Origin of the sequence: Aestuariibius insulae (assembly GCF_040783535.2) — a bacterium.
GTDB lineage: Bacteria > Pseudomonadota > Alphaproteobacteria > Rhodobacterales > Rhodobacteraceae > Aestuariibius > Aestuariibius insulae.
On the sequence record NZ_JBFONW020000001.1, the window covers coordinates 239,529 to 264,826 of the forward strand.

The window sequence follows — 25,298 nt, forward strand, 5'->3', positions numbered from 1 at the left end:
GAGGTAACAGGTTGGGCGTGATCCAATCCTACAAGCTACGGCTTCAGCGCAAGCGATGGCGCATCCGCGCCTATCGCAAAGGGCGCGACCTCAAACCTGTCTCGGACAAGACAGGGCAGATCGCCAAAGGCGACATCCTCGTCTTCAGCACTTTCCGGAACGAGAATGTGCGCCTTCCGCATTTCCTGCAATATTACCGCGACCTTGGCGTCCAGCACTTCCTGATGGTCGACAATGACAGCACCGATGGCGGACGCGAATATCTCGCCGAACAGCCTGACGTCTCGCTCTGGACCACGACGGCCAGCTACAAGCGCGCGCGCTTCGGGGTCGATTGGCTGACCTGGCTCCAGATCCGCCACGCCCAAGGCCACTGGTGCCTCACCGTCGATCCCGACGAGCTCTTCGTTTATCCGTTCTGCGACACCCGCCCCATGAGGGCGCTCACCGACTGGCTCGACGCCTCCTCGATCCGCTCCTTCAGCGCGATGCTGCTGGATCTCTACCCCAAGGGTCGGCTCGACGCGCATCCCTACCAGCGCGGCCAGAACCCGATCGAGGTCGCCAACTGGTTCGATGCGGGCAACTACACGGTCAAGAAGAACAAGCGCTACGGCAACCTTTGGATCCAGGGCGGCCCCCGCATGCGCAAGTTCTTCACCGACCTGCCGGGACGCGCCCCCGCGCTGAACAAGATCCCGCTGGTCAAGTGGAACAAGGCCTACGTCTATATCAGCTCCACCCACACGCTGCTCCCGCGCGGCCTGAACCTCGTCTATGACGAATACGGAGGGGAAAAGGCCTCCGGCGTCCTGCTCCACACCAAGTTTCTCGACACGTTCGGCGACAAGGCCACCGAAGAGCTTGAGCGCAAGCAGCACTATGCGGGCAGCCACGAATACCGCGCCTATGCCGAGGGCCTGGACGAAGAACTCGACCTCTGGTGCCCGTGGTCCGACAAATACCGCGATTGGCGCCAACTCGAGGTTCTGGGTCTTATGTCCAAGGGGAACTGGGTATGACCCTCGGCGTCGTCATGCTGGCCCATACCGCATTCGACCGCGTCGAACAGGTGGTGCGCCACTGGTCCGCGGCCGGTTGCCCCGTCGTCCTGCATATCGACGAGCATGTTCCCGCCAAGACTTACGACAACCTCGTCACCGCCCTGAGCGACCTTCAGGACGTCCGTTTCTCTAAGCGCTTCCGCTGCGAATGGGGCAGCTGGGGCCTCGTTCGGGCGACCAAGGCCGCAGCCGCCCAGCTTCTGGCGGAGTTCCCCGAGGCCAGCCGCGTCTATCTATGCTCCGGCTCCTGCCTGCCCCTGCGCCCGATCCGGGATCTTCAGGCTTATCTCGACGCGCATCCCGCCACCGACTTCATCGAAAGTGCCACCTCCGCCGACGTGCGCTGGGCCATCGGCGGGCTCGACGCGGAACGCTTCACCTTCCGCTTCCCGTTCTCATGGCGCAAACAGCGCCGCCTCTTCGACGCCTATGTCAAATTGCAGCGGCGCCTCAAATTCAAACGCCGCTGCCCGGACGGGATCGAACCGCATCTGGGCTCGCAATGGTGGTGCCTGACCCGGCAGACGCTCGAGGCGATCTTCGCCGATCCCAAACTGGACGAGTACGACCGCTTCTTCCGCCATGTCTGGATCCCCGACGAAAGCTACTTCCAGACCCTCGCGCGTCGTCATTCCAAGACGATCGAAAGCCGCTCCTTGACCCTCTCCAAGTTCGACTTTCAGGGCAAACCCAACATGTTCTACAACGACCATCTCAAAGCCCTGCAAACCTCCCGATGCTTCGTGGCGCGCAAGATCTGGAACCGCGCCGACCTGCTCTATGACACATTCCTCGCGCCCGACGGGACCGACCCCGACATCGAGGATCCGCGCCCCCGACGCCTGATCCGGACGCTTGAAGACGCCGTTCTCCGCCGGACCCGGGGCCGCCCTGGCCTTGTCATGCAAAGCAGGCATCCCCGCGACGGCTGGGAAAACGGCCTGACCGCTGCCCCCTATTCCATCTTCGAAGGCTTCACCGAACTCTTCGTCGATTTCGAACCGTGGCTTGCAAATCTGACCGGATGCAAAGTGCATGGCCATCTCTTCGCACCGGACCGTGTCGCGTTCGAGCTGGACGAGGCGACCTATGCCGGTGCGCTCCCCTCCGCGCCTGCTGTCCGCGATTACGACCCCGAGCAGTTCCTGCGCAATCTGATCTGGAACCTGCGCGGTGAACGCCAGTGCTTCCAGTACGGACCCGATGACAATCCCGAAATCAGCTGGCTTGTCGCAAAAGACGCCAACGCCCAGATCTCGATCATCTCAGGCGCATGGGCGATCCCTCTCTTCCAGTCCGGCGCCCCGATCGAAGAGATCCGCTCGGCCGCCTCTCGCCTGCAAACGGCCGAACTGGAACATCTCGCCGTCCTCAAATCCTACTATGCAAAGGCACGGATCCGGATCTGGACGCTCGCCGATTTCCTCGGCAACCCGCACTCCCAGTTTAAACCCGTCATCGACGAGATCGCTCCTCGTACGAACTCCAAATCCTACGACTTCCCCGACATGGTGGACCTGACCGGCCTCCGGGACTTCCTGCAAGAGCTCAGGAATGCCGGGATGCACCCCTATCTGACCGGCGACATCCCAGCCGATCAAAGCCTGCAGCTGGTCCACCCCGCACAGCCTTCGAAAGTTGGACAAATCTAAATGACCAAATTCAATCATTTCGCGATTCTCGCCGATATGAGAACCGGCTCGAACTTTCTCGAGGCCAATCTCAACGCCGTCAGCGGCATTGCCTGCCACGGAGAGCTCTTCAATCCGCATTTCGTCGGCTACCCCAATAAGGACACCGTCTTCGACATCGACCTCAACGAACGGGAAAAGGCCCCGGGCGGCCTTCTCGAGGATGTGAAGTCAGCCGACGGTCTCAATGGCTTCCGCTTCTTTCACGATCACGACCCGCGCATCCGCGATCAGGTGCTGCGCGATCCCGCCTGCGCCAAGATCATCCTGACCCGCAACATGCTCGACAGCTATGTCTCGCTCAAGATCGCCGAGGCGACGGGCCAGTGGATGCTCACCAATGCCAACCACCACAAGGATGTCGAGATTACCTTCGACCCCGAGGATTTCGAAACCTATCTTTCCGAAGTCCTGACCGCGCGCGACCGGATCGAGCGGGTTCTCAAGATCACCGGGCAGACCGCCTTCCGGATCGATTACAACGACCTGCGCGATGTCGATGTGCTGAACGGCCTCCTGGACTGGCTCGGTGCCGATAGGCGGATCGACGCCCTCGACGGCAAGCTCAAGAAACAGAACCGGCGCACGCTCCGCGATCAGGTCTCGAACTACGACGAGATGCGGGAAGCTCTGTCAAAGCTAGATATCTACGGCCTCGATCTGCCCCGCCAGCTCGAGGCAGACCGGCAACCGGCGCTCAACACCTTCAAGGCCTGCCGGGATGCGCCGCTCCTTTTCGTTCCGATCCAGTCCGGCCCGAACCCCAAGATCGTCGAATGGATGGCTGCGCTCGATGGTATCGACAGGGACCAGCTTGCCAGCAAATTCGACCCGTCCAGCCTGCGCGACTGGATGGCCGCCCATCCCGGATACCGCTCCTTTTCCGTCCTGCGCCACCCCGTCGCCCGCGCCCATGCCGCCTTCTGCGATTTCATCCTGACCAACAAGTTCCCCAGCTTGCGCCAGCGGCTCATCAACCGCTACGGCCTGCCCCTCCCGAAACTGGACGAGATGGACAGCTACGGCACCGCGGCCCACCGCAAGGCGTTCCTGGCGTTTCTGGACTTCCTCAAACCAAACCTCGCAGGCCAGACCAGCATCCGCATCGATGCCAACTGGGCCTCGCAGCACAAGATCCTCCGCGCCGCGACCACCGCGCATGTGCTCCACTATCTTGCCAATGAACGCACCCTTCAGGGCGATCTTACGACCCTCGCCGCGCAGATCGGCCGGACAGATGCCCCGGCGTTTGAAGGCACCACCGACAGGCATAGAGGCCGCTTGGCCGAAATCTACGACGACGAAATCGAAGCCGCGACACGTGCAGCCTACGAACAGGACTATCTGGAATTCGGGTTCGAGGGCTGGGTGCCCCTCTAGGCCGCCTGGCTCGCTGGGCCTTCCGTCAGAATCGCATGCAGCGACGCCGTATCGGTATTCGCCCTCAGCTTCGAGCAGACGCCGGGATCGCGCATCGTCCGCGACACCAGCGCCAGCGCCTTGAGATGCTCCACACCCGTATCGGACGGAGCAAACAGCGCGAAAAGAAGATCGACCGGCTGCCGGTCGACCGCATCGAAATCGACAGCCTTTTCGATCCGCACGAACAGCCCGCAGACCCGGTCGATGCAATCGAGCCGCGCATGGGGCAGGGCGACGCCGTGACCAACCCCGGTCGGCCCCAGCGCCTCGCGCTCCATCAGCGCTTCAACCGCCAGACTGGAGCGGATCGCAAACGCATCTTCGGCCAGCGCTCCAAGGTCATGGAACAGCCGTTTCTTGCTGGTCACCTGAGTGATGTATCGGACGCCCTGAGGCGCAAGGATCTCCGATAGACGCATGACGGCTCCTGATCGATCTGACCGCTTGTATCGCGGCCTAGCTACTCGTGTTGCGGGGGTCCACCCACCCGATATTGCCGTCCTCACGGCGATACACGACGTTTACTCCGCTATGGCGCTCATTGCGGAAAACCAGGAGCGGCCGATCAGCGAGCTCCATCTGCATAACCGCTTCGCCTACAGACAAAGACGGTATCTTCGTCTCCATCTCGGCTACGATCATGGAGTTAAGGTTTTCCGGCTCCGAGCCATTCAAGTCGTCCGGTGTGGCGAGGATATAGGACCCCGCATCGGAAAGTTCAACAGGCTGCGGGCGCTCCCTGTGGTGGTCCTTCAACCGACGCTTATAGCGCCTCAACTGCTTCTCCATCTTCTCGGCGCAGGCGTCGAAAGCGGCATAGATTTCAGTGGCTTGACCCTTGGCTTGACAGGTCAGTCCGGTCGACAGATGGACGGTGGTCTCGCAGACATGCTCATGCCCGCTCTTTGAAAAAGTGATAGAGGCATCGGTCGGCCGGCCCGCATATTTGCCGACAATATCATCCAGTTCAGTCCGGACATGCGTCTGAAGCGCCTCACCGATATCGATCTGTTTTCCGCTGATCTGATACTTCATCGGGTCTCCTTCTCTACCGATTGTGCGATTCCCATCGGCATCCGGCTTGGGCCGGTCTGCGCAGTTTTCAGGGAAACTGAGGCAGGACCGCGACGAGACCGCGCCAAAGGTCGGCAGATCTCAAGACACTGGTCGGTTCTGCATCCATACCGTGTATTTGGCGCTGAAACCGGCGACGCTGTCAATGTCATCCCGACCGGCATCCCGGTCCAGACCTAGCCGATCCGAAAGCTCTGCCCCAGATAGACGCGCCGGACATTCTCGTCCTGCACAACCTCGTCGGTTGTCCCGCTCATCAGGACCGTCCCGTCATGCAGGATGTAGGCCCGATCCACAATCTCGAGCGTCTCCCGCACATTGTGATCGGTGATCAGAACCCCGATCCCCCGCTCTTTCAGGTCAGAGACCAGCGTCCGAATCTCGCCCACCGCAATCGGGTCCACACCGGCGAAAGGTTCATCCAGCAGTAGATATTTCGGTCCCGCCGCCAGACAGCGCGCGATTTCCGCCCGTCGCCGCTCTCCTCCCGACAGCGCCAGGGCAGGGGCGCGCCGCAGATGTTCGATCGAAAACTCCGACAGCAAAGTCTCAAGCCGCGTGCGCCGCGTTTTTCGGTCCGGTTCCGCAATCTCGAGGATGGCGAGGATATTGTCCTCCACCGTCATCCCGCGAAAGATCGACATCTCTTGCGGCAGATAGCCGATCCCCAGCTTGGCCCGCCGGTACATCGGCAGGTTCGTCGCGTTCGTCCCATCGATGCTGACCGTCCCGCCTTCGGGCGTCACCAGACCGGCAATCGAGTAAAAACAGGTCGTCTTCCCCGATCCATTCGGACCGAGCAACGCCACGACTTCCCCCCGGTTCAGCGTCAGGCTCACATCCCGGATCACCGGACGGCGGCGATAGCTCTTGCGCAGGTTCGTGACCTCAAGCCCCGGCGTGCTGTCCGCGACGGTCAGATCCGGTCGCGCCATCTACTGCCCCTGTTGCAGGACGGTGCGCACCCGGCCTTCCATCACGGCATTGCCGCTTTCCAGATCGACGGTCATCCGCTCCGCCGAAATGGCGCTCTGACCTTGCGTGAGCAGAACCTCCCCCGTCAGGACAAGCTGTTGATCGGCCAGATTGTAATCCGCACGCTGCGCCTCCGCAGCGGTCTCGGGCGTCACGAAGGTCACCCCGCCCGTCGCCGTCAGCCGGTCGATATCGCTTCCGGTCTCTCCATAGACGACCTCCACCTGACCGGCCGAAATCCGCAATTCGCCCTGACCGATCACCACATTCCCGCTAAAGACCGCCGCCCCGCTCTCCTGATCGACCGCCAGGTTCTCCGCGCTGATCTCAACCGGCGCGTCCGGATCCGCATCGATCCCGCCAAGCGCGATATTGGTGCCTTGGGCAAAGGCCGCAGCCGCAAGGACCGACAGAATAGCGGAAAGGACAAGGCGTTTCACGGGCGGGACTCCTCAGGTGTCGGAGGCTGGTATATCAGCTTCACGCCATCTTTGAAGACGATCCGGCCCGATCCCACCGGCGGCGCGGCTTCAATCTCCAGCTGCCCCGCCGTGATCGTGCCGAACGGGGCTTCGGCCTCTATGTCGCTGTCCGACAGAACCGCTCCGGTCGCCAGATCCGCGGTCAGGGCCGATGTGACCATCCGGTAGCCGTCTGACGTCACGATCCGGACCGGTCCGGCCAGCCGCGCCGTCTCGCTGTCCCGGTCAAGCTGCCCGGTCTCCGCCTCCAGATCCAGAACCAGCCCAAGATCCCGCTCCAGCCGCGCGCTAAGGCCCTGAACCTCGAAGCCATCCCCTTCCGGTCGGGCTGTGCCGGCAGAGATCGCGATCCGCGTGCCATCCGCAGCCAGCCCCGAATAATAGGCGTCCGAGATCCGGGGATCGCGCGCCAGATCCTCCACATCAAGATCGGCATAGGGGATTTCCGCGCTCGTATCGGGACCCCGCGCGATCAAGAACAGCGTCGACAAAAGCGCCAATGCGGCCAGTGGCAGAACGACCTTCGCCCAGTTGACGAACCGCGAATAGGGATTGTCGCGCTGACGGGCCACTAATGCGCGAAGATATCGATGTCGGGCCAGCCCTCCAGATCGAGCCGTGCCCGAACCGGCAGAAACTCGAAACACCGCTGCGCCGTCTCCATCCGTCCTTCCCGCTCGAGCCTCTTGTCCAGCTCGGTTTTCAGATCATGCAGATAAAGCACATCGGAGGCCGCATAGGCGACCTGCGCCTCGCTCAGCGTCGCCGCCCCCCAGTCCGAGCTTTGCTGCTGCTTCGAAATATCGACGCCCAAAAGCTCGGACAGAAGATATTTCAGCCCATGCCGGTCCGTATAGGTCCGGATCAGTTTCGAGGCGATCTTCGTGCAGTAAACCGGCGCTGTCAGCACGCCAAACGCATTCAGCATCGCCGCGATATCGAACCGCCCGAAATGAAACAGCTTCAGCACATCGGGATTTGCTAGCAAAGCTGCAAGGTTCGGCGCCTCGGTTTGCCCCTGCTCAATCTGCACCAGATGCGCATCGCCATCGCCCCCCGACAGCTGCACGACACACAGCCGATCGCGATGCGGGTTCAGCCCCATCGTCTCGCAATCGATGGCCACCACGGACCCCAGATCCAGCCCACTCGGCAGATCGCGCTTATACACATGATTGGTCATGAACTCTCCACCCGGATCTCCGGCGATGTATCCCCGAATGCGAAAGGGAACAACAGCGACGGATACCGGCAGACTAGACCTATCGCATTAAACCGCCGTAAAGGGCGGGCTCAGCCGAGATCCTTGAGGTAAACCTCGTAAAGCGACGGCTCGAAGATCGAGTTCGGCTCCAGCTTCTCGGGCCGCGCGATATCCCGCGGGAAGGTCAGCATCGCCTGGAATACTTCGTCCGAGAGGAACCGCAGATCCTCCGGCACGCCCGTCATCATCCCGCCCGGCGCCTTATGCGCCATATGAAAGCCCCAAACCCCGAAGGACGGGATATCCAGCGTGTAGGACGTCGTCGCCGGAAAGATCTCCTCCATCGTCGCCGCGATCGTCCAATAGGTGTTCGTCGCAAAGAACGGAGAGCTGCTTTGCGACACCAGCGTTGCCCCGTCGCTCATCTTGCGCGACAGCATTGCGTAGAACTCCACCGAATAGAGCTTCGCAATCGCTTCGTTATGGGGATCGGGAAAATCGATGATGACCTTGTCGTAGATCCGCTCCGTCTCCTTGATGAAGACGAAGGCATCCGCGTTGAAAATCTTCACCTTCTCCGAAGCAAGGCTCCCGCCGTTCATCCGCACCAGATGCGGAAAGGTCGCGCCCAGATCGGTCATCGCGGGGTCGATATCCACCAGATCGATCCGCTCCACGCCAGGATGCTTGAGGATCTCGCGCACCGCCAGACCGTCGCCGCCGCCCAGCACCAGCACGTTCTTTGCCTCACCGGTCCAGCCCATCACCGGATGCACCAGCGCCTCGTGATAGCGATGCTCGTCGAACTCCGAAAACTGCAGATGCCCGTCGATGAACAGCCGAAAGTCCGACCGGGGCCAGCTATTGGTCACGACCAGCGACTGATAGGGCGTCTGCTGCTGCCAGACGATCTGATCGAAATACAGATGCTGCTGCGCATAGGCCGTAATCCGCGTCGCCGTGGCCGTCAGCACCAGAAGCAGCACAAAGATCGTACCCACCGCGATCTGCGCCATCCGCAGGTTGCGGATGTAATCCTTCAGCCAGATCACATTCAGCGCCGCGACCGAGATGTTGATCAGCCCGATGGCGAAAGACGCCGTGATCAGCCCCAGCGACGGCAGCAGCAGCAGCGGAAACGCCACCGACCCGACCAGCGCGCCGATATAATCCAGCGACATGACATTGGCGATCGAGGTCCGCGTTCCGCCCCGCTCGGCCAGGATCCGCGTCAGGATCGGGATCTCAAGCCCGACCAGAACGCCAATCGACAGGATGAAGCCGAATTTCGCGACCTGATACATCCACGGCGCAAAGGGAAACATCAGGAACAGCGCAATGGAACACAGTCCGCCGATCAGCGCCAGCACCAGCTCCACATAGATGAACGCCTCGATCAGGCGGCTTTCGACGTAGCGCGACAGGTGCGATCCGATGCCCATCGCGAACATGAAGAACCCGATGGTCAGCGAGAACTGGTAGACCGAATTGCCCAGCAGATAACTCGACACGGTCCCGATAATCAGCTCGTAGACAATCCCGCAGGAGGCCACGACCATAATCGACAGCAGCAGGATCGTCGCCTTGGCGGCGGGAAGGTCTTTATAGGTGTCGGTGGTAACGGAGGTTTGCATGGGGAAGCTCACAAAAATCCCCGAAGCGCGCAGGCGCTCCGGGGCTGACTGAAGCGTCGGTTGGTCGGGCTTACTTGCCGACGCCGACACCGCCGGACCGCGCGCGGGTGCGGGCGCTCGAAGGCGGACGATAGCTCGACCGCGGGGTGACGTTGCGGTTGTTGAACGACGCCTTGCTGACACCGGCAGACCGCTGACGGCTGATGAGGTTGCCGATCAGCGCACCGGCCAGGAACCCGGTCGCCGAGAAGCGCAAACCAGAGGAGTTGCCGGCCACATCGGTGGCGATCAGGCGCTGGTTCTCTTCGTCGATCTCGACGGTAAACACCTTGTCCTCGCCTGCATCCTTGACGCCGTTAGCATTGGTGTCGGCATAGCCGAGGAACGTGGCATCCTGCATCAGGTCCACGCCCAGCGTCTCATCGTAGAAACGCGGATCCACGTTCATCATAGTGACCATGAAGCCGGTGAACTCGTCGAGGTTCTCCTGGCCGACCTCTTCGATGCCGTTATCGGCAAGATAGCCCTGATATTCATTGATGGCGAATTCCGTGCGATCCAGCACCTGGCCCAGATCGGCAGATTGCGTACCGGTGCCGTCCATCAAAAATGTGTAGCCGATATATCCAGCCACACCGAGGAAAATAAGCGTCTTAAGGTTACCCATAGGTCCGTCCCGAAAATTTAACGTATCAGTGGTTTCGTCGTGCCTCGACTACCGCCCCAATGCAACTACATTGAGGCATCCACGTGCCCTACATGTGACGGGCCCACCACACCTGATCGACCCCGACCGCGTAATAGTCCTTGAGCGTTCCGACCTTCTTGAGATCCGCCGCCGTCAGAGCCTCTTCGGCCCTCGCCGACAGATCCGCCGGAAGTGACGTGAACACCGCCCGCGCCTTCTTGCTCTTTGCCTCGTTCAGCACATCGTCCAGACCACTCACATCCAGGCCGTCCTCGGTCCAGAGCAGCGCTGCCCCGCCTTCGGATTCGGGCGCCCGCGTTGTGCCGGTGAACCGCAGCCCGGTCGCCTTGCCAAGCGTCACGGGATCGGGCGTCACATTCGGGTTGTCGAAGCCGTAGACGATCTTACCCTCGAAAGGCGAATGATAGGCGGGCACTTCCAGCTCCACCTCGGCGCCCAGCTTTTTATAAAGCTTATGCGCATCGTTGTAGATCCGCTTACCCCCCTCGCGGTAATCGCTAGTCGCGATGAAGATCTTGCGCACCTGCCGGTCGTTCAGCATGTGCAGCAGATCCTCGATCATCTGCCGCCCCAGCCCGTCGCCCTGCGCCTCTTCGGCCAGATAGGTCCAGGACAGCCACATGATGTCGTCGGAATCTTCCGCCGGGCTGGCCCCGGTGACGCCCAGCACTTGATTGCCCTTCACCAGAACGAACATGTCCTCGAACTTACTCTCCAGCAGGTCCTCTTCGGCCTCTTCGGCGTCGTCCTCATCGGTCTCGTTGATGATCTCGATCACCCGCTTGAGGTGCTTGAATTCCATGGGCCGCAATTGCGGGGTCTTGGGTCCGAATAATCCGCCAAGCATGGCCAGACTTCCTCCTGTCACTGCACCGCCCAAATGCGCGTAAAGCGCGACATCAGGCCAAAGATAAGCGGTCTCCGCCACCGCAAAGACGATCAGAACAAGCGTCCCCACCAGCCCAATCCGCGCCCGCGCCGGTCCCAGCGCGGCAAAAGCCACCATGCCATAAGCGACCCCAGAAAGCCCCAGAAACCGCGCATCGACCAACGCCAGCTCCAGCGTCGTGCCCACCATCCCCGACAGCACGATCAAAGCGATGAACCGCGCCCGCGAGATCACCGGCTCGATCAGATACCCGGCGATCCCGACCAGCGCCACATTGCCGAACAGATGCCCGGCATCGCCGTGCCGCAGAATATTCGCCAAGGCCCAGCCCAGCCGCGCCGGACCCTCGTCCGGCACCGGAAACTTCCCCGGCCCAAGGCCCGAGAACAGCGCGCAGGCGGTCACCAGCAGGACACCTGTAATCAGATAGTCGGATAGCTGAACCTCCGCGCGGGCAGGCACCCGTCAGGCAGGCGCCACGGCAGAGATCGCGGCCCCCCGGGCAATCTCCATCACCTCCGCCCGTCCGGGCCGGAACACCGTTTTAAGGTGCTCGACGCTCAGATCCGGGCGCGCATCGCCGCACATGAACACATCGATGGCGGCATAGTTATGCTCGGGCCAGGTGTGGATGCTGATATGGCTCTCGGCCAGCAGCACGACGCCGGTCACACCCATCTCTTCGCCGAAATTATGCAGCTTGGTCTGCAGAATGACCGCGCCCGCCGCACGCGCCGCCTCTTCCAGACCCGCGCCGATGGCGACGGGGTCCTCCAGATTTGCGGCGTCATGAAACTCGACGATCAGATGCCGCCCCAGCGGAACAGGCGGAGCGGGAAAATCGGATGGCGCAGGAATAGTGGTCATATCTCAAGTCTCTTGTCCCAATGCGCCACTTATATCCGCTCGACTAAGGCTGTCACGGTTCGACAGATTGGCAATTCCGTGGCGCGCCCGTTTGATCTAACCGGTGTCTCGCAAATGCCGCAGCAGCCGCGCCGTCCTCAGCCAGAATGTCGCACCCGACCCTGCAGCGACCACGGCCAGTCCCGCCAGCAGCACATAACCGCTCCCGGTCCAGAGCCACTCCCCAAAGCCCAGCACCGCCGCGCTCGTCATCACCGCCATCCGCTGCGGCTTGGCCATCGGCCCGCCGAAATCCTCCGGCGCCCCAAGAGCCACGCCCATCGCCCGGATATATGCCGTCAGCAGCGCCCCCGCCGCAGCCGCCCAGCCCAGCCAGAAAGCTCCAGCCGCGACCCCGGCCCCGACAAGGATCAGCAGATCCGCAACCCGGTCCGGCATCTCGTTCCAAAGCGGCCCGTCGGGTTCGGCCTTGCCGCCCTCGACCGCGACCAACCCGTCGAACAGGTTGCACAGCAGCCGCATCTGGATCCCGACCGCCGCCACCAGCAGAGGCCACCCGGCCCCAAGCCATCCCGCCGCCGCAAAGGCGCCCCCGGCCAAAGCGGCGAACCCCATGCTCGCCTTCGAGATCTGGTTCGGCGTCACGTCCGACGCCGACAGCCGCCGCGCAATCCGCCGGACCCATCCGGCATCTCTCGTCTTGATCGGTCTGCGAGCGGGATCGGTCATAGGCTCAATAAAAGAACCGCACGAGGTGGTAGAAGATCGGCGCCGCAAAGATCACCGAATCCAGCCGGTCGAGGAACCCGCCATGCCCTTCGATCAGATGCCCCCAATCCTTCACGCCCCGGTCCCGCTTGATCGCCGACATGACCAGCCCGCCGCAGAACCCCATCATCGTGATGACCAGCGACAATGCCGCCGCCTCCAAGGCCGAAAACGGCGTCATCCAGGCCAGGCTCGCCCCGATCAGGCTCGAGCTCAGGATCCCGCCGATGAACCCCTCCCACGTCTTGGACGGAGACAGGCTCGGCGCGATCTTGTGCCGCCCCAGCAGCTTGCCCCACACATATTGCAGAACGTCGCTCATCTGCACGACCACGATCAGGAACGCGACCAGCATGATCTGTCGCCCCTCATAGCCCTCGATCTCAAGCGAGATCAGCGCAGGCAAGTGGCTCAGGCAAAAGACGCAGACCATCAGCGCCCATTGCGTCTCTGAAATCCGGTGCAGGAAATTCTCCGAATGCCCGCGAAACGCCGCGATGATCGGCAGAAACAGGAAGCCGTAAACCGGGATGAAAATCGAATAAAGCCCGTACCATTCCAGCCAGATCAGCACATACTGGATCGGCAGCACGACAAAGAACGCCACGACCAGCGCCCAGTGATCGCCCCGGTTCTTCGTTGTCAGCGTCAGGAATTCGCGGAGCGCCGCAAACGAACAGATCGCCGCCAAAACGACGATCCCCGTCCGCCCGGCAAGCAAGGCCAGTCCGATCAGGATCACCATATTCCACCAGGACCGGATCCGCGCATTGAGGTTCTCGATCGTCGGATGCGTGCCGTCGGGCGAGATCCGCCGCGCCAGACCCTCTCCGATCAGCGTCGCCACCGCCAGGAACCCGAAAAGCCACAGCAGCAGCGTGAATAGCTCGGGCGGCGTCGTCATGCTCCCTCCCGCTCCGGCGCCAGCGCCAGCAACGCCTCCCGCGCCCGCTCCAGAAACGCGTCCTTTTCCTCACCCTCCCGCGCCTCGATCGGCGCGCCGAAGACGACCGTGCAGATCAGCGGGATCGGCACAACCTCCCCGCGCGGCATCACGTGGTTGAGGTTGGCGACCCAGACCGGCACCAGCTCCACGCCTGGATGCGCCTGCCCCAGATGGTAGATCCCCGACTTGAACGGCAGCAGCCGCTCTTCGGTGTCGTTGCGCCGCCCCTCAGGGAAGAGGATCAGCGAATCCCCCTTTGTCAAAGCCTCCCCGATCAGCTCAAGCGGATCCTCTGTCCGCTCGTCCGGGCGCCGCTCAATCAGGATCGCCCGAAAGACGTCCCGCCCAATGAACGTGCGCAGCTTGCTGGTCAGCCAGTAATCCCCCGCCGCCACGGGCCGCGCCCGCCGCCGCGCCGCACCGGGCAGGGACGCCCAGATCAGAACCGCATCCCCGTTGCTGGAATGGTTCGCAAAATAGATCCGTTGCCGCGCCGTCGGCGCCACGCCGCGCCACTCGATCCGCGGAGCCGTCACGAATTTGGCAAACCCCGCCAGAAACCGGCCCGCAATCGATGCCGCGGCGCCGCGCGCTGCCGTTCCTTCTCCGAACACACCAATCCTCACCGTCCTGCCCTGACGCGTTCTAGCCGCCCCGCCGCGCGCCCGTCGAGCGTCCCAAACGCTTCCTCGGACCGGTGATGCAAAAAGGGAGCGCCCTAAAAACAGTTCTCAAGCAGCTCGCGCGTGTTCTTCGCGGTCATCTTCACCGGATTGCCCCCGCAGCTGGGATCAGCCAGGGCCGACGTCACCAGCGCATCCAGATCCGGATCGGCCACGCCCAGCTCGGTTAGCGTCTTTGGGATCCCTAGCGCCGTATTCAGCTCGCCCACATAGGCATAGAACCCGTCGAACCCGCCCGCGATGCTCAGGTAGTTCGCCGCCCGCGCCAAGGACCGCCGCACCTTGGATTTGTTGAACATCAGCACCGGCTGCATCACGACCGCATTGGTCGTTCCGTGATGCGTGTTGTAAACCGCCCCGATTGGATGAGACATCGCATGGATCGCGCCCAGTCCCTTCTGGAACGCCGTCGCCCCCATCGCTGCCGCCGACATCATATGCGCCCGCGCCTCGATATCGCTGCCGTCCGTGAACGCCTTCAGCAGGTTCTCCTTGACCAGCCGCATCCCCTCCAGGGCGATCCCGTGGCTCATCGGGTGGTAATGCGGCGAACAAAACGCCTCGAGGCAATGGGCAAAGGCATCCATCCCCGTTCCCGCCGTGATCGCGGGCGGCATCCCGACCGTGAGCTCCGGATCGCAGATCACCACCGTCGGCAGGATCTTCGGGTGAAAGATGATCTTCTTTTCATGCGTCTGGCTGTTGGTGATGACGCTGGCCCGCCCGACCTCCGAGCCTGTCCCGGCCGTCGTTGGCACCGCCACGATGGGCGCGATGGCGTCTGCATCGGCGCGGGTCCACCAATCGCCCACATCCTCGAACTCCCAGATCGGACGCGTCTGCCCGGCCATGAAGGCCACGACCTTCCCCAGATCCAGTCCCGAGCCACCGCCGAAGGCGATCACCCCGTCATGCCCGCCCTCGCGAAACGCGCGGATCCCGGCTTCGGCGTTGATCTCGGTCGGGTTCTGATCGACCTCCGAAAACAAAGCCCGCCCCAGACCCGCGGCTTCCAGCAGATCGAGCGTGCCCGTCGTGATCGGCAGGCTCGCCAGCCCCCGATCCGTCACCAGCAAGGGCTTGCTGATCCCCGCCGCCGCACAGGCCTCCGCAATCTCCGAAATACGGCCCGCCCCGAACCGGATGGCAGTGGGATAGGACCAGTTGGCAGTCAGGGACATCGGCTCAGGCTTTCTTCAGATGATAGGATTTCGGGCGGGTCAGGTTGTGATAGCCGATCACCGACAGACCGCCACCCCGCCCGGTCGATTTGCACCCGGTCCAGCAAAGCGCGGGATCAAGGTAATCGGCGCGGTTCTGAAACACGGTCCCGGTTTCGATCCGGTCGCCAATTGCCTCGGCCCGGTCCGTCTCCGCCGTCCAAAGCGACGCCGTCAGCCCATAATCGCTATCGTTCATCAGCCGCACAGCCTCGTCATCGTCCTTCACCGGCATGATCCCGACAACGGGCCCAAAGCTCTCCTCGCGCATCACCCGCATCGAATGATCCACGCCCGTCAGGATATGCGGCATCAGATAGGCCCCGCCGTCGCGCGGGAAGCGCCCCGGATCGATCAGAGCCGTCGCGCCCGCTGCCACCGCCTCGGCGGTCTGCGCGCGCACCTCCTCCGCGAACCGCGCCTGAGCCATCGGCCCCAGCGTCGTCTCGGGATCCAGCGGATTGCCCAGCGTGTAGCCCTCCACAATCGCCACCGCCTTCTCCACGAACGCGTCAAACAGCGGCTCAGCCACGTAAATCCGCTCGATCCCGCAGCAGCACTGGCCCGAATTGAACATCGCCCCGTCGATCAGCGTCTCCGCCGCCGCCTCGAGGTCGGCATCCTCCATCACATAGCCGGGATCCTTCCCGCCCAGCTCAAGCCCCAGCCCGGTAAACGTGCCTGCCGCCGCCCGCTCGATGGCCTGCCCGCCCCCGACCGACCCGGTGAAGTTCACGAACCCGAAACTGCGCGCCCCGATCAGCTCGCTCGTGGTCTGATGATCCAGAAAGACGTTCTGAAATACCTCCCGCGGCACCCCCGCCTCGTGGAACGCCCGCGCCATCCGCTCGCCCACCAACGGCGTCTGCGAGGCATGTTTCAGCATCACCGCATTGCCCGCGATCAGAGCAGGCGCCACGGTATTGATTGCCGTCATAAAGGGGTAATTCCACGGCGCGATCACAAGAACGACACCATGCGGCACCCGCTTGATCCGCCGCCGGAACGCCCCGCTGTCCTCTACCTCGATCGGGGCCAGCGCCTCCCCGGCGATCTCGGCCATATGGCTCGCCCGCTCGGTAAACCCGCCGAACTCCCCGCCATAGCGCACGGGCCGCCCCATCTGCCAGGCCAGCTCGGGCACGATCTCGTCGTTCATCTCGCCCACCCGGGCGACTCCGGCCAGAACCAGATCCACCCGCTCCGCCAAAGGTCGCGCCGCCCAATCCGCCTGCGCCGCCCGGGCCTTTGCAACAGCCTCGAAACCCGCCTCGGCAGACAGAACCGGACGTTCGGCATAAACCGAGCCATCAATCGGAGACACACACCGGATCATCTCACGCCCTCTCGAAACCGCGGGCGATTTCCCAATCGGTCACCGCCTTGTCGAACTCGTCCTGCTCCCATTCGGCCGCCCGCGTATAATGATCAATCACATCGTCCCCCATCGCGTCGCGCAGCATCTTCGATCCCCGCAACGTCTCCGTCGCCGCCCGCAATGTCCTCGGAATCTCTGTCGCGGCCGCCTCGTCATAAACATCCCCGCGCGTTGGAGCAGCCAGCTCCAGCCCGTCCTCGATCCCCTTGATCCCGGCCGCCAGCATCGCCGCCTGCGCCAGATAGGGGTTCATGTCCGACCCGCCGATCCGGCACTCGACCCTGACCCCCTTGGTCCCCTCACCGCACAGCCGGAACCCCGCCGTGCGATTGTCCACCGACCACACCGTCTTGGTCGGCGCAAAGGTCCCCTTCAGGAACCGCTTATAACTGTTCACGTAAGGCGCCAAAAACGCCGTATAATCAGGCGCATAGGCGATCAGCCCCGCCATATAGCGCGTCATCAGATCCGACATGCCATGATCCGCGCCCTTGTCGTAGAAGGCCGGCGCATCGCCCTGCCAGAGCGACTGATGCACATGGCTCGAACTGCCGACCCGCGCCGGATCCCATTTTGGCAGGAACGTCGCCGCGCGCCCCTGCTGCCAGGCGATCTCCTTGACCGCATGTTTGGCAATCGTGTGATGATCGGCGCAGGCCAACGCTTCGGCATAGCGGATATTCAGCTCTTCCTGCCCTGCCTCCGCCTCGCCCTTGGTGTTCTCGACGGGGATCCCGGCGGCATAAAGATGGTTACGCAAGGGGCGCATCACCGCCTCTTCCTTCGTCGTCTGAAGGATATTGTAATCCTCGTTATACCCCGAGATCGGCACCAGATCGCGATAGCCGTCCCGCCGTAGATCATCAAAGGACCGCTCAAAGAGGAAAAACTCCAGCTCCGTCGCCATCATCGCGGTAAAGCCCAGCCCCTCAAGCCGTGCGATCTGCTTTTTAAGCACCGCGCGCGGATCATGCGGCACGGCTTCATGCGTATGGTGATCCAGCACATCGCACAGGACCATCACCGTCCCCTCCAGCCACGGCATCGGCCGGATCGTTGACAGATCCGGCTTCATCACATAATCGCCATAGCCCGATTGCCAGCTTGTCGCCGCATAGCCATCCGGCGTCGCCATCTCGAGGTCGGTGGCCAGCAGGTAATTGCAGCAATGCGTCTCCGCATGGGAATGCTCGATGAAATTGGCCGCGTGAAAGCGCTTGCCCATCAGGCGGCCCTGCATATCCACAAGGCAGACCAGCACCGTATCGATGCTGCCCTCCAGAACGCGGGCCGAAAGATCGTCAAAACTCAATGTGCCGGGCATGGGGATCGTCCAATTCGTCAAAGGGCCGGGGGCAGCGCGCCGCCCCCGGATAGCGTCGTCTCAGCCGTAGCGGTAGGGCCGCCCGGCGGACTCCATCAGCGCGTTGTAGTCCTTGAAGATCTGCACGACCCGCGCCTTGGTCTCGCTTTCCTGCGCGATCTCGTCCCAGAACTCGCGGGCCTTCGCCTCGACTGTCGCCCATTCCTCGTCGGGGATCGAGGTCAGCTCCATCTTGGGCCCGTTCACGCGCAGATCCGCCTCGCCGCCCCAATACCAGTGCTGGCGATAGTAATGCGACTGCTCGCAGCAGACCCGGAAGAGGGTCTGCAGATCCTCCGGCAACTCGTTCCAGCGCTCCATGTTGGCGAAGAAATGCCCGATCCACGCGCCCGAGATGTTGTTGGTCAGGAAATAGTTGGTCACATCCGCCCAGCCGACCGTGTAATCCTCGGTGATGCCAGACCACGCGATGCCGTCCAGCTCCCCGGTCTGCAGCGCGACCTCCACGTCCTCCCACGGGATCGACACGGGCACGACGCCGAACTGGCTCATGAAGCGGCCCGCTGTCGGGAACGTAAAGACCCGCTTGCCTTCCAGATCGGCAAGCGACCGGATCGGATCCTTGGTCGCGAAATGGCACGGATCCCACGCCCCCGCCGAGACATGTTTGACCCCGACCTTGGAATATTCCTCGTCCCAGATCTCGTTCAGCCCGTAGCGGTTGAACAGCACCGGCACATCAAGGCTGTAGCGGCTGGCGAACGGGAAATACCCGCCAAAGACCGTCACTTCGGTGGGCGAGGCCATGCTGTCATCGTCCGACTGCACCGCATCGATGGTGCCGCGCTGAAGCGCCTGAAACAGCTCGCCCGTGGGCACAAGCTGATCGGCATAGAACAGCTCGATCTCCATCCGGTCGCCCGCGATGGTGTTGAACATCCGGATCGCCGGATCGATCACCTCGGCTGCCAAGGCCGCACCGGCATAGGTCTGCATCCGCCAGGTGATCTTGTTCTGCGCAATGGCAGGCGCCGCGAGGCCCGCCGCCGGCACCGCCGCCGCGGCGGTCAGAAACTTGCGTCTTGTCGTCATGGATCTTCTCCTTGCTGAATGGAATGCCCGCTTAAGTGCGGATCTTGGTCATCTGCTTCGTGATGAGGGACGCGCCCGACCCTGGGTGGGCGCTCGTGCCTACTGCTTTGCCCGGCACCTCCGGGCAGCCCCGACCGCCCCCATGGGCGGGGGCTTCACCCACACCCGCAGACGGGGGCTGCCCTTCGTTCATCGTGCTGCCAAAATTCTCAATTCCCATAGACATATCCCGGCAGCCATGTCGCGAGCCCCGGAAAGCTCATCACCAGCGCCAGCGCCAGAACCATCACGAGGACAAACGGTGTGATCGACGCATAGATATCCCGCAGCCCGATCTCCGGCGGAGCCATCGCGCGCATGAGGAACAGGTTATAGCCGAAGGGCGGCGTCATATACGCGATCTGCGTCGTGATCGTATAAAGGATCCCGTACCAGATCAGATCGAAGCCCAGCTCTCCGACCAAAGGCACGTAAAGCGGCGCGACGATCACCAGCATCGCCGTGTCATCCAGAAACGTGCCCATGATAATAAAGCTCAACTGCATGAGGATCAGGATCGTCCACGGCCCCAGATGCAGCTGCTCGGTAAAGAGCGCCTCGATCGCCTTCACCGCGCCCAGCCCGTCAAACACGGCGCCAAAGGCCAACGCCGCCAGGATGATCCACATGAACATGCAGGTGATCCCCAGCGTGTTGCGCACCGAGTTCTCGAACACCTCCCGCGTCATCCGCCCCTTCAGCACGGCCGCCATAAACGCCGCCAGCGCCCCGATGGCCGAGCTTTCCACCAGCGAGGTCCAGCCGTTGACGAAGGGCACCATCATCGTCGCGAAGATCACAATCGGCAGGATCCCGGCCCTGAGCAGCCGCAGCTTTTCCGCGCGCGGCAGGTTGCGCTCATCCTCGTTCAGAACGGGTCCCAGCACCGGGTTCACCCGGCAGCGCACCACGATATAGACAACGAACAGCACCGCCATCATCAGCCCCGGGATCACGCCCGCCAGCCACAACTGCCCCACCGGCTGCCGCGCAATCATCGCATATAGCACCAGCACCACAGACGGCGGCACAAGGATCCCCAGCGACGATCCCGCCTGCACGACGCCCGTCACCATCCGCTTGTCGTATCCGCGCTTGAGCAGCTCCGGCAACGCGATCGTCGCCCCAATGGCCATCCCCGCAACGCTCAGCCCGTTCATCGCCGAAATCAGCACCATCAGCCCGATCGTCCCGATCGCAAGCCCGCCGCGCAGACCGCCCATCCAGACATGGAACATGCGGTAAAGATCATCCGCGATCCGGCTCTCGGACAGCACGTAGCCCATGAAGATGAACATCGGCAGCGTCAGCAGCGGATACCATTTCATCAGCTTCATCGCCGCCGCAAAGCCCAGGTCATACCCGCCCCGATCCCCCCACAGCAGCAAAGCCGCGACCACCGCGACAAACCCTATGGCCCCGAAAACCCGCTGCCCCGTCATCAGCATCAGCATCATCGAGGCGAACATCAGCGTCGCGATCAGCTCATAGGGCATCAGACCGCCTCGCCCTTCAGACGCAGCACGTCCTTGCCCAGCTCTGACAGGCATTGCAGCAGCATCAGGAACAGCCCCAAAGCCATCACCGCCTTGATCGGCCAGAGATAAGGACGCCAAGCCGACGGGCTTTGCTCCATCCGCCCGACCTCTTCGCTGCCGGTCACCAACCCGGCAAAGAAGGACAGCGGCTCACTGCCCCAATAGCCCAGCGAATAGGCGGTCGAGCCCAGAGCCCCATAAAGCATCACGCCCAGATAGAAGATGAGGAACAGCACCGTGATCAGATCCGCCCAGGCCTTCCGCCGCAACGACCAGCCGCCATAGAGCAGATCCATCCGCACATTCGATCCCATCTGGATCGCATAAGGACCGCCCAGCACGTAATAGGCGACCATCGCGAACTGCGCGAGCTCCAGCGTCCAGAGCGACGGCACAAAGAACGTCTTCGACACCGACGACCACAGCAGGATCCCCATCAGCACGAAGATCCCGTACATCACGATCCGCCCGATCCGGTAATTCACCGCATCCACCGCCCGCACATAGCCTCGCACCGCCCCTAGCATGCAGGCACCTCGCAGCGTGCCAAAGCCGCCTCGAGCCAATCCGCAAGCCGTCCCGCCATCTCGTCCTGCTGCTTCGGGCTCTCGATCAGATCGCTCCGGATCTCGATCATCGCATTGAGCAAACCGCGCGGTCCGGCATGTTCCTCCAGCGTATGCAGCACCCCGTCCTCGGGCCCATAAGGCGCGTTCCGCTCCACTCGCAGATCCTCCGGCGCCAGATCCAGCAGCGCATCGGCCAGCCGCGCATCCGCCCCGTGCAGCACGCCGATCTCCACCGCCCGCGGCACGCCCCGATAAACCGGAGTAAAGCTGTGAACCGTCACCAGAACCCGCCGCCCCGGCTCCTCCAAAGCGGCCTCGACGCCAGCGTGAAACGGACGGTAGATCTCGTCGATCCGCTCGAGGATCGCCTCCGTCAGCAGCCCGTTATTTCCGGGAATCTCATGCACTTCGCTGACAACCGGGATAGCATCTTCCGCCGTCGGCGGCCGGTTGCAGTCATAGACCAACCGCGAGATCCCGCCCGACAAAAGCGGCGCGTCCAGCCGCTCCGACAGCCGCGCCGCAACCCCGAACGCGCCCCGGTCCCAGGCGATATGCGCCTCGAGCAGATTCTCGGGCAGTCCTAGCCCGTTCAGATCTTCGGGGATGAACCGGCTCGCATGCTCGCAGACCAGCAGCACCGAAGAGCGTCCATCGACCGTCGATCGATAGACCGCCGCCCCCGATCTAGGCTCGTAATCTGCGCGGTGCCCTGGCGTCATCATGATCCCCTTAAGGAACAAAGGTCTTGCCTGACGCCCCGCTGTCAACAAAATAGTGTAAGATTCCGTTCAGAGTGGCCGCGCCTGAAACAAAACTCTTCAAAAAAGAGGCATCCCGTGTCCGACAGCCCGCTGACCATCGCCGACCGCATCCAAAGTCAGCTCGACCGGCTCACGCGGGCCGAACGTCAGCTGGCCCAGTCGATCCTCGACAACTACCCGGCCTCGGGTCTGGGGCCGCTTTCGGCTTTGGCCAGCGATGCGGGCGTCTCGGCACCCACCGTGGCGCGCATGGTGCAAAAGCTCGGTTTCAAGGGCTATCCCGACTTCCAGTCCGACCTGCGCGAAGAGCTTAAGGCCAAGGGCACGACCCCCATAGCCAAACACGACACCTGGGCCGAAGGCGCTCCCTCCGCCCATGTGCTCAACCGGTTCACCGATGCGGTGATCGACAACATCCGCCATTCTCTGGCGCAGATCGACACCGCCGATTTCGATGCCGCCTGCGCCCTTCTCGCGGATACCGATCATCGGCTCCATATCGTCGGCGGGCGCATCACTCACACCATGGCCGAATACCTCTTCCTGCACATGCAGGTCATCCGGCGCGACGTGACGCATATCCGCTCGACCTCCAACACATGGCCGCACGACCTTCTCGATCTGCGCGAAGGCGATGTCGTCGCCATCTTCGACGTCCGTCGCTACGAGGCGAACACGCTCAAGCTCGCCCGCATGGCTCGCGAGCGCGGCGCCCGGATCATCCTCGTCACCGACCAGTGGCGCTCCCCGGTCCATACCCTGTCCGAGATCTGTCTGAGCAGCCGCATCGTCGTTCCCTCCGCCTGGGATTCGAACGTTACGATCCTGCTCCTGATCGAAACGATGATCTCCGCCGTCCAGACCCTCAACTGGGACGACACCCGCCCCCGGATGGAGACGCTTGAAGACATGTTCGACCGGACCAAGCTCTTCCGGAAATTCACCTGAGGTCCGACGCGCGACGCCGTCCCGGCCCCGAGCCGGGACCTCCCGCTCGGGGCCTCCCAAAGGTCGACCGTCTCGCTATCTGGGATCTCGCGCAACAAAGGCCGCGCGCTCCGTTAACTTCGAGTCGTACCGAAAATCCACCGACCAAATACCGACGTGATACCGACCGGATACCGAAACCCCGATTTGCCCGTCGGCATCGTATTAACCTTCGAGTCGCCGCGCCGGAATGCGGCCTCCTAAACGCTTGCCTCCCGCGCCATCCGGTCCTACGTTCAGGCGCAGATCGACGGGAGAACCGGGCAACCGGTGCCGAAGGAGCAACCGCCCCCGGAAACTCTCAGGCCTCAAGGACCGCCGATCCGACGACAGATCTGGAGAGAGGCGCAAAAGCGTCCGCCGAAGGGATAACGATCTCAGGCGAAAGGACAGAAGGGGGCATCACTCCAGCGGTCAGCCGCTGAAACACACGTGATGCCGCAAGCCTGTAAAACGCAGCGCGGTCAGGGGGTTAAAGGGCCGGATGTCCGAACTGAAACACACGCCGCTGCACGCGCTGCATCTGGAGCTCGGGGCAAAGATGGTCCCCTTCGCGGGCTACGACATGCCCGTCCAATACCCTCTCGGCGTGATGAAGGAACACCAGCACACGCGCGATAAGGCGGGCCTCTTCGACGTCAGCCATATGGGTCAGATCCGCGTGGACGGCCCCGATTACAAGACCATTGCGCTCGGCCTCGAAGGGCTGATCCCCGTCGATATCCTGGGCCTCCCCGAAAATCGCCAGCGCTACGGTCTCTTCACCAACAACGCCGGCGGCATCGAAGACGACCTCATGCTCGCCAATCGCGGCGACCACGTCTTCCTCGTCGTCAACGCGGCCTGCAAGGACGCGGATATCGCTCGCCTTAAATCCAGCCTGAACAAGGGCTTGACCGTCACCCCCCTCCCGGACCGGGCGCTGCTCGCACTTCAGGGTCCGTCCTCCGAAGCGGTCCTCTCCACCCTTGATCCAAGCGCCGCGCAGATGTCTTTCATGGACGTCGCAACCCTCTCTCTGGGCGGTGTCGAGGCCTGGGTTTCCCGCTCCGGCTATACAGGCGAGGACGGCTACGAGATCTCCGTTCCGTCCGATCAGGCCGAGAGCCTCGCCCGCCGCCTTCTCGATCATCCCGACGTCGAACCCATCGGCCTCGGCGCGCGCGACAGCCTCCGGCTCGAGGCGGGTCTGTGCCTCTACGGCCATGATATCACGGCAGAAACCACGCCTGTCGAGGCGGCCCTCACATGGGCGATCCAAAAGATCCGCCGCACCGGAGGCGACCACGAAGGCGGCTTTCCCGGAGCCGATATCATCCTGTCCCAGATCGGCGGCACAGCATCGCGCAAACGCATCGGCCTCAAACCCGAAGGCCGCGCTCCCATGCGCGAGGGCGTCGAGATCTACGTCTCCGAAAGGTCAGAAACCCCAATCGGATCAATTACATCCGGCGGTTTCGGTCCCACGGTCGGTCACCCCGTCGCCATGGGCTACGTCACCGCCGACCATACCGCTCCGGGCACCACGCTTTACGGCGATCTGCGCGGCAAACGCCTGCCTCTGACCGTAACAAAGCTGCCCTTCACCCCCGCCAATTTCAAACGCTGAGGAGACCCCGATGAAATACACAGAAGAACATGAATGGCTCCGCGTCGACGGCGATATCGTCGTCGTGGGCATCACCGAACACGCCGCCACGCAGCTGGGCGATATCGTTTTTGTGGAGCTCCCCGACACCGGCACCGAGGTCGAAAAAGACGGCGAAGCGGTCGTCATCGAAAGCGTCAAAGCGGCCTCCGATATCCTGTCTCCGTTGGCCGGAGAGATCGTCGAGGTCAACGAGGCCCTCTCCGAAAATCCCGCCCTCGCCAATGAGGACCCGACCGGCCAAGGCTGGTTTTTCAAGATAAAGGCCGCCGATCTCAGCCCCATGGACGGCTACATGGACGAAGCCGCCTACAAAGCGATGATCGACTGA

Annotated in this window: 27 protein-coding genes and 1 riboswitch; of the genes, 6 read left to right on the forward strand and 21 right to left on the reverse strand. The window is 62.8% G+C overall.

Annotated elements, in window-relative coordinates; translation table 11 throughout:
• Positions 1-11: 11 nt before the first annotated feature.
• The 3 genes from AAD018_RS01185 to AAD018_RS01195 are packed head-to-tail and all read left to right on the forward strand — an operon-like array spanning position 12 to position 4,135.
• Complete coding sequence (locus AAD018_RS01185; protein ID WP_367313966.1) at positions 12-1,022, forward strand: glycosyltransferase family 2 protein; 1,011 nt, start codon at positions 12-14, stop codon at positions 1,020-1,022.
• Positions 1,019-2,716: a DUF5927 domain-containing protein gene (locus AAD018_RS01190; RefSeq protein ID WP_367313965.1), complete on the forward strand. Its 1,698-nt coding sequence runs from the start codon at positions 1,019-1,021 to the stop codon at positions 2,714-2,716. Before AAD018_RS01185 ends, AAD018_RS01190 begins: the two co-directional genes overlap by 4 nt.
• A complete protein-coding gene (locus AAD018_RS01195; protein ID WP_367313964.1) occupies positions 2,717-4,135 on the forward strand; it encodes a sulfotransferase family 2 domain-containing protein in 1,419 nt (472 codons plus the stop codon).
• Here the strand turns inward: AAD018_RS01195 and AAD018_RS01200 are convergent.
• The 21 genes from AAD018_RS01200 to AAD018_RS01300 form a co-directional block, all read right to left on the reverse strand.
• Positions 4,132-4,596, reverse strand: a complete 465-nt coding sequence (locus AAD018_RS01200; RefSeq protein ID WP_367313963.1) for a PTS sugar transporter subunit IIA — start codon at positions 4,594-4,596, stop codon at positions 4,132-4,134. The genes AAD018_RS01195 and AAD018_RS01200 overlap by 4 nt on opposite strands.
• Positions 4,597-4,633: 37 nt before the next feature.
• Complete coding sequence (gene hpf, locus AAD018_RS01205; protein ID WP_367313962.1) at positions 4,634-5,212, reverse strand: ribosome hibernation-promoting factor, HPF/YfiA family; 579 nt, start codon at positions 5,210-5,212, stop codon at positions 4,634-4,636.
• 215 nt (positions 5,213-5,427) lie between these two features.
• Positions 5,428-6,186, reverse strand: a complete 759-nt coding sequence (lptB, locus tag AAD018_RS01210; protein WP_367313961.1) for an LPS export ABC transporter ATP-binding protein — start codon at positions 6,184-6,186, stop codon at positions 5,428-5,430.
• Positions 6,187-6,666 (reverse strand): lipopolysaccharide transport periplasmic protein LptA, encoded by a 480-nt coding sequence (gene lptA / locus AAD018_RS01215; RefSeq protein WP_367313960.1) that lies wholly within the window; start codon positions 6,664-6,666, stop codon positions 6,187-6,189. It lies immediately after the preceding gene.
• Positions 6,663-7,280, reverse strand: a complete 618-nt coding sequence (locus tag AAD018_RS01220) for a hypothetical protein (protein WP_367313959.1) — start codon at positions 7,278-7,280, stop codon at positions 6,663-6,665. Before AAD018_RS01220 ends, lptA begins: the two co-directional genes overlap by 4 nt.
• Complete coding sequence (locus AAD018_RS01225; RefSeq protein ID WP_367313958.1) at positions 7,280-7,891, reverse strand: ribonuclease D; 612 nt, start codon at positions 7,889-7,891, stop codon at positions 7,280-7,282. Before AAD018_RS01225 ends, AAD018_RS01220 begins: the two co-directional genes overlap by 1 nt.
• Positions 7,892-8,001: 110 nt before the next feature.
• Entirely contained in the window at positions 8,002-9,546 is a 1,545-nt protein-coding gene (locus tag AAD018_RS01230; protein WP_367313957.1) for a polyamine aminopropyltransferase, read from the reverse strand.
• Between the two features lie 70 nt (positions 9,547-9,616).
• Positions 9,617-10,150, reverse strand: a complete 534-nt coding sequence (locus AAD018_RS01235; protein WP_412005154.1) for a hypothetical protein — start codon at positions 10,148-10,150, stop codon at positions 9,617-9,619.
• A gap of 151 nt (positions 10,151-10,301) precedes the next feature.
• Positions 10,302-11,606: a rhomboid family intramembrane serine protease gene (locus AAD018_RS01240; RefSeq protein WP_367313955.1), complete on the reverse strand. Its 1,305-nt coding sequence runs from the start codon at positions 11,604-11,606 to the stop codon at positions 10,302-10,304.
• A 3-nt stretch (positions 11,607-11,609) separates the two neighbouring features.
• Entirely contained in the window at positions 11,610-12,011 is a 402-nt protein-coding gene (gene speD / locus AAD018_RS01245; protein WP_367313954.1) for an adenosylmethionine decarboxylase, read from the reverse strand.
• A 96-nt stretch (positions 12,012-12,107) separates the two neighbouring features.
• On the reverse strand, positions 12,108-12,740 hold the full coding sequence (locus tag AAD018_RS01250; RefSeq protein ID WP_367313953.1) for a CDP-alcohol phosphatidyltransferase family protein: 633 nt from the start codon (positions 12,738-12,740) through the stop codon (positions 12,108-12,110).
• A gap of 4 nt (positions 12,741-12,744) precedes the next feature.
• Positions 12,745-13,683 carry a phosphatidate cytidylyltransferase gene (locus AAD018_RS01255; protein WP_367313952.1) on the reverse strand — a complete coding sequence of 313 codons (939 nt, stop codon included), beginning with the start codon at positions 13,681-13,683 and terminating at the stop codon, positions 12,745-12,747.
• Positions 13,680-14,351 (reverse strand): lysophospholipid acyltransferase family protein, encoded by a 672-nt coding sequence (locus AAD018_RS01260; protein WP_367313951.1) that lies wholly within the window; start codon positions 14,349-14,351, stop codon positions 13,680-13,682. Before AAD018_RS01260 ends, AAD018_RS01255 begins: the two co-directional genes overlap by 4 nt.
• Before the next feature lie 92 nt (positions 14,352-14,443).
• Positions 14,444-15,589, reverse strand: a complete 1,146-nt coding sequence (locus AAD018_RS01265) for an iron-containing alcohol dehydrogenase (protein WP_367313950.1) — start codon at positions 15,587-15,589, stop codon at positions 14,444-14,446.
• 4 nt (positions 15,590-15,593) lie between these two features.
• Positions 15,594-16,964, reverse strand: coding sequence for an aldehyde dehydrogenase family protein (locus AAD018_RS01270; protein WP_367313949.1), 1,371 nt, complete (start codon positions 16,962-16,964; stop codon positions 15,594-15,596).
• Between the two features lies 1 nt (position 16,965).
• Entirely contained in the window at positions 16,966-18,330 is a 1,365-nt protein-coding gene (locus AAD018_RS01275; protein ID WP_367313948.1) for a glutamine synthetase family protein, read from the reverse strand.
• Positions 18,331-18,390: 60 nt separating this feature from the next.
• Positions 18,391-19,422: a TRAP transporter substrate-binding protein gene (locus AAD018_RS01280; RefSeq protein ID WP_367313947.1), complete on the reverse strand. Its 1,032-nt coding sequence runs from the start codon at positions 19,420-19,422 to the stop codon at positions 18,391-18,393.
• A gap of 31 nt (positions 19,423-19,453) precedes the next feature.
• A complete protein-coding gene (locus AAD018_RS01285; RefSeq protein WP_367313946.1) occupies positions 19,454-19,642 on the reverse strand; it encodes a hypothetical protein in 189 nt (62 codons plus the stop codon).
• The gene (locus AAD018_RS01290; RefSeq protein WP_367313945.1) at positions 19,632-20,957 is read right to left on the reverse strand and encodes a TRAP transporter large permease; all 1,326 of its coding nucleotides are present in this window, start codon (positions 20,955-20,957) and stop codon (positions 19,632-19,634) included. Before AAD018_RS01290 ends, AAD018_RS01285 begins: the two co-directional genes overlap by 11 nt.
• Positions 20,957-21,526, reverse strand: coding sequence for a TRAP transporter small permease subunit (locus AAD018_RS01295; RefSeq protein ID WP_367313944.1), 570 nt, complete (start codon positions 21,524-21,526; stop codon positions 20,957-20,959). Before AAD018_RS01295 ends, AAD018_RS01290 begins: the two co-directional genes overlap by 1 nt.
• Entirely contained in the window at positions 21,520-22,290 is a 771-nt protein-coding gene (locus tag AAD018_RS01300) for an N-formylglutamate amidohydrolase (protein ID WP_367313943.1), read from the reverse strand. Before AAD018_RS01300 ends, AAD018_RS01295 begins: the two co-directional genes overlap by 7 nt.
• Before the next feature lie 117 nt (positions 22,291-22,407).
• Between AAD018_RS01300 and AAD018_RS01305 the strand changes: the two genes are divergently transcribed.
• The 3 genes from AAD018_RS01305 (at position 22,408) to gcvH (ending at position 25,298) form a co-directional block, all read left to right on the forward strand.
• Entirely contained in the window at positions 22,408-23,280 is an 873-nt protein-coding gene (locus AAD018_RS01305; RefSeq protein WP_367313942.1) for a MurR/RpiR family transcriptional regulator, read from the forward strand.
• A 280-nt stretch (positions 23,281-23,560) separates the two neighbouring features.
• A riboswitch (glycine riboswitch) is annotated at positions 23,561-23,647 on the forward strand.
• A 156-nt stretch (positions 23,648-23,803) separates the two neighbouring features.
• Positions 23,804-24,928, forward strand: coding sequence for a glycine cleavage system aminomethyltransferase GcvT (gene gcvT / locus AAD018_RS01310; protein WP_367313941.1), 1,125 nt, complete (start codon positions 23,804-23,806; stop codon positions 24,926-24,928).
• Positions 24,929-24,938: 10 nt separating this feature from the next.
• Complete coding sequence (gene gcvH, locus AAD018_RS01315) at positions 24,939-25,298, forward strand: glycine cleavage system protein GcvH (RefSeq protein WP_367313940.1); 360 nt, start codon at positions 24,939-24,941, stop codon at positions 25,296-25,298.

Bases quoted from the DNA above. Each gene is read 5' to 3' on its own strand.
- AAD018_RS01290 (WP_367313945.1), bottom strand. From the start codon at position 20,957: ATGCCCTATGAGCTGATCGCGACGCTGATGTTCGCCTCGATGATGCTG.
- AAD018_RS01230 (WP_367313957.1), bottom strand. From the start codon at position 9,546: ATGCAAACCTCCGTTACCACCGACACCTATAAAGACCTTCCCGCCGCC.
- AAD018_RS01265 (WP_367313950.1), bottom strand. From the start codon at position 15,589: ATGTCCCTGACTGCCAACTGGTCCTATCCCACTGCCATCCGGTTCGGG.
- hpf (WP_367313962.1), bottom strand. From the start codon at position 5,212: ATGAAGTATCAGATCAGCGGAAAACAGATCGATATCGGTGAGGCGCTT.
- AAD018_RS01300 (WP_367313943.1), bottom strand. From the start codon at position 22,290: ATGACGCCAGGGCACCGCGCAGATTACGAGCCTAGATCGGGGGCGGCG.
- AAD018_RS01250 (WP_367313953.1), bottom strand. From the start codon at position 12,740: ATGACCGATCCCGCTCGCAGACCGATCAAGACGAGAGATGCCGGATGG.
- gcvT (WP_367313941.1), top strand. From the start codon at position 23,804: ATGTCCGAACTGAAACACACGCCGCTGCACGCGCTGCATCTGGAGCTC.
- gcvH (WP_367313940.1), top strand. From the start codon at position 24,939: ATGAAATACACAGAAGAACATGAATGGCTCCGCGTCGACGGCGATATC.
- AAD018_RS01190 (WP_367313965.1), top strand. From the start codon at position 1,019: ATGACCCTCGGCGTCGTCATGCTGGCCCATACCGCATTCGACCGCGTC.
- AAD018_RS01225 (WP_367313958.1), bottom strand. From the start codon at position 7,891: ATGACCAATCATGTGTATAAGCGCGATCTGCCGAGTGGGCTGGATCTG.
- AAD018_RS01255 (WP_367313952.1), bottom strand. From the start codon at position 13,683: ATGACGACGCCGCCCGAGCTATTCACGCTGCTGCTGTGGCTTTTCGGG.
- AAD018_RS01235 (WP_412005154.1), bottom strand. From the start codon at position 10,150: ATGGACGGCACCGGTACGCAATCTGCCGATCTGGGCCAGGTGCTGGAT.
- AAD018_RS01285 (WP_367313946.1), bottom strand. From the start codon at position 19,642: ATGGGAATTGAGAATTTTGGCAGCACGATGAACGAAGGGCAGCCCCCG.
- AAD018_RS01270 (WP_367313949.1), bottom strand. From the start codon at position 16,964: ATGATCCGGTGTGTGTCTCCGATTGATGGCTCGGTTTATGCCGAACGT.
- AAD018_RS01280 (WP_367313947.1), bottom strand. From the start codon at position 19,422: ATGACGACAAGACGCAAGTTTCTGACCGCCGCGGCGGCGGTGCCGGCG.
- AAD018_RS01195 (WP_367313964.1), top strand. From the start codon at position 2,717: ATGACCAAATTCAATCATTTCGCGATTCTCGCCGATATGAGAACCGGC.
- speD (WP_367313954.1), bottom strand. From the start codon at position 12,011: ATGACCACTATTCCTGCGCCATCCGATTTTCCCGCTCCGCCTGTTCCG.
- lptB (WP_367313961.1), bottom strand. From the start codon at position 6,186: ATGGCGCGACCGGATCTGACCGTCGCGGACAGCACGCCGGGGCTTGAG.
- AAD018_RS01295 (WP_367313944.1), bottom strand. From the start codon at position 21,526: ATGCTAGGGGCGGTGCGAGGCTATGTGCGGGCGGTGGATGCGGTGAAT.
- AAD018_RS01275 (WP_367313948.1), bottom strand. From the start codon at position 18,330: ATGCCCGGCACATTGAGTTTTGACGATCTTTCGGCCCGCGTTCTGGAG.
- AAD018_RS01200 (WP_367313963.1), bottom strand. From the start codon at position 4,596: ATGCGTCTATCGGAGATCCTTGCGCCTCAGGGCGTCCGATACATCACT.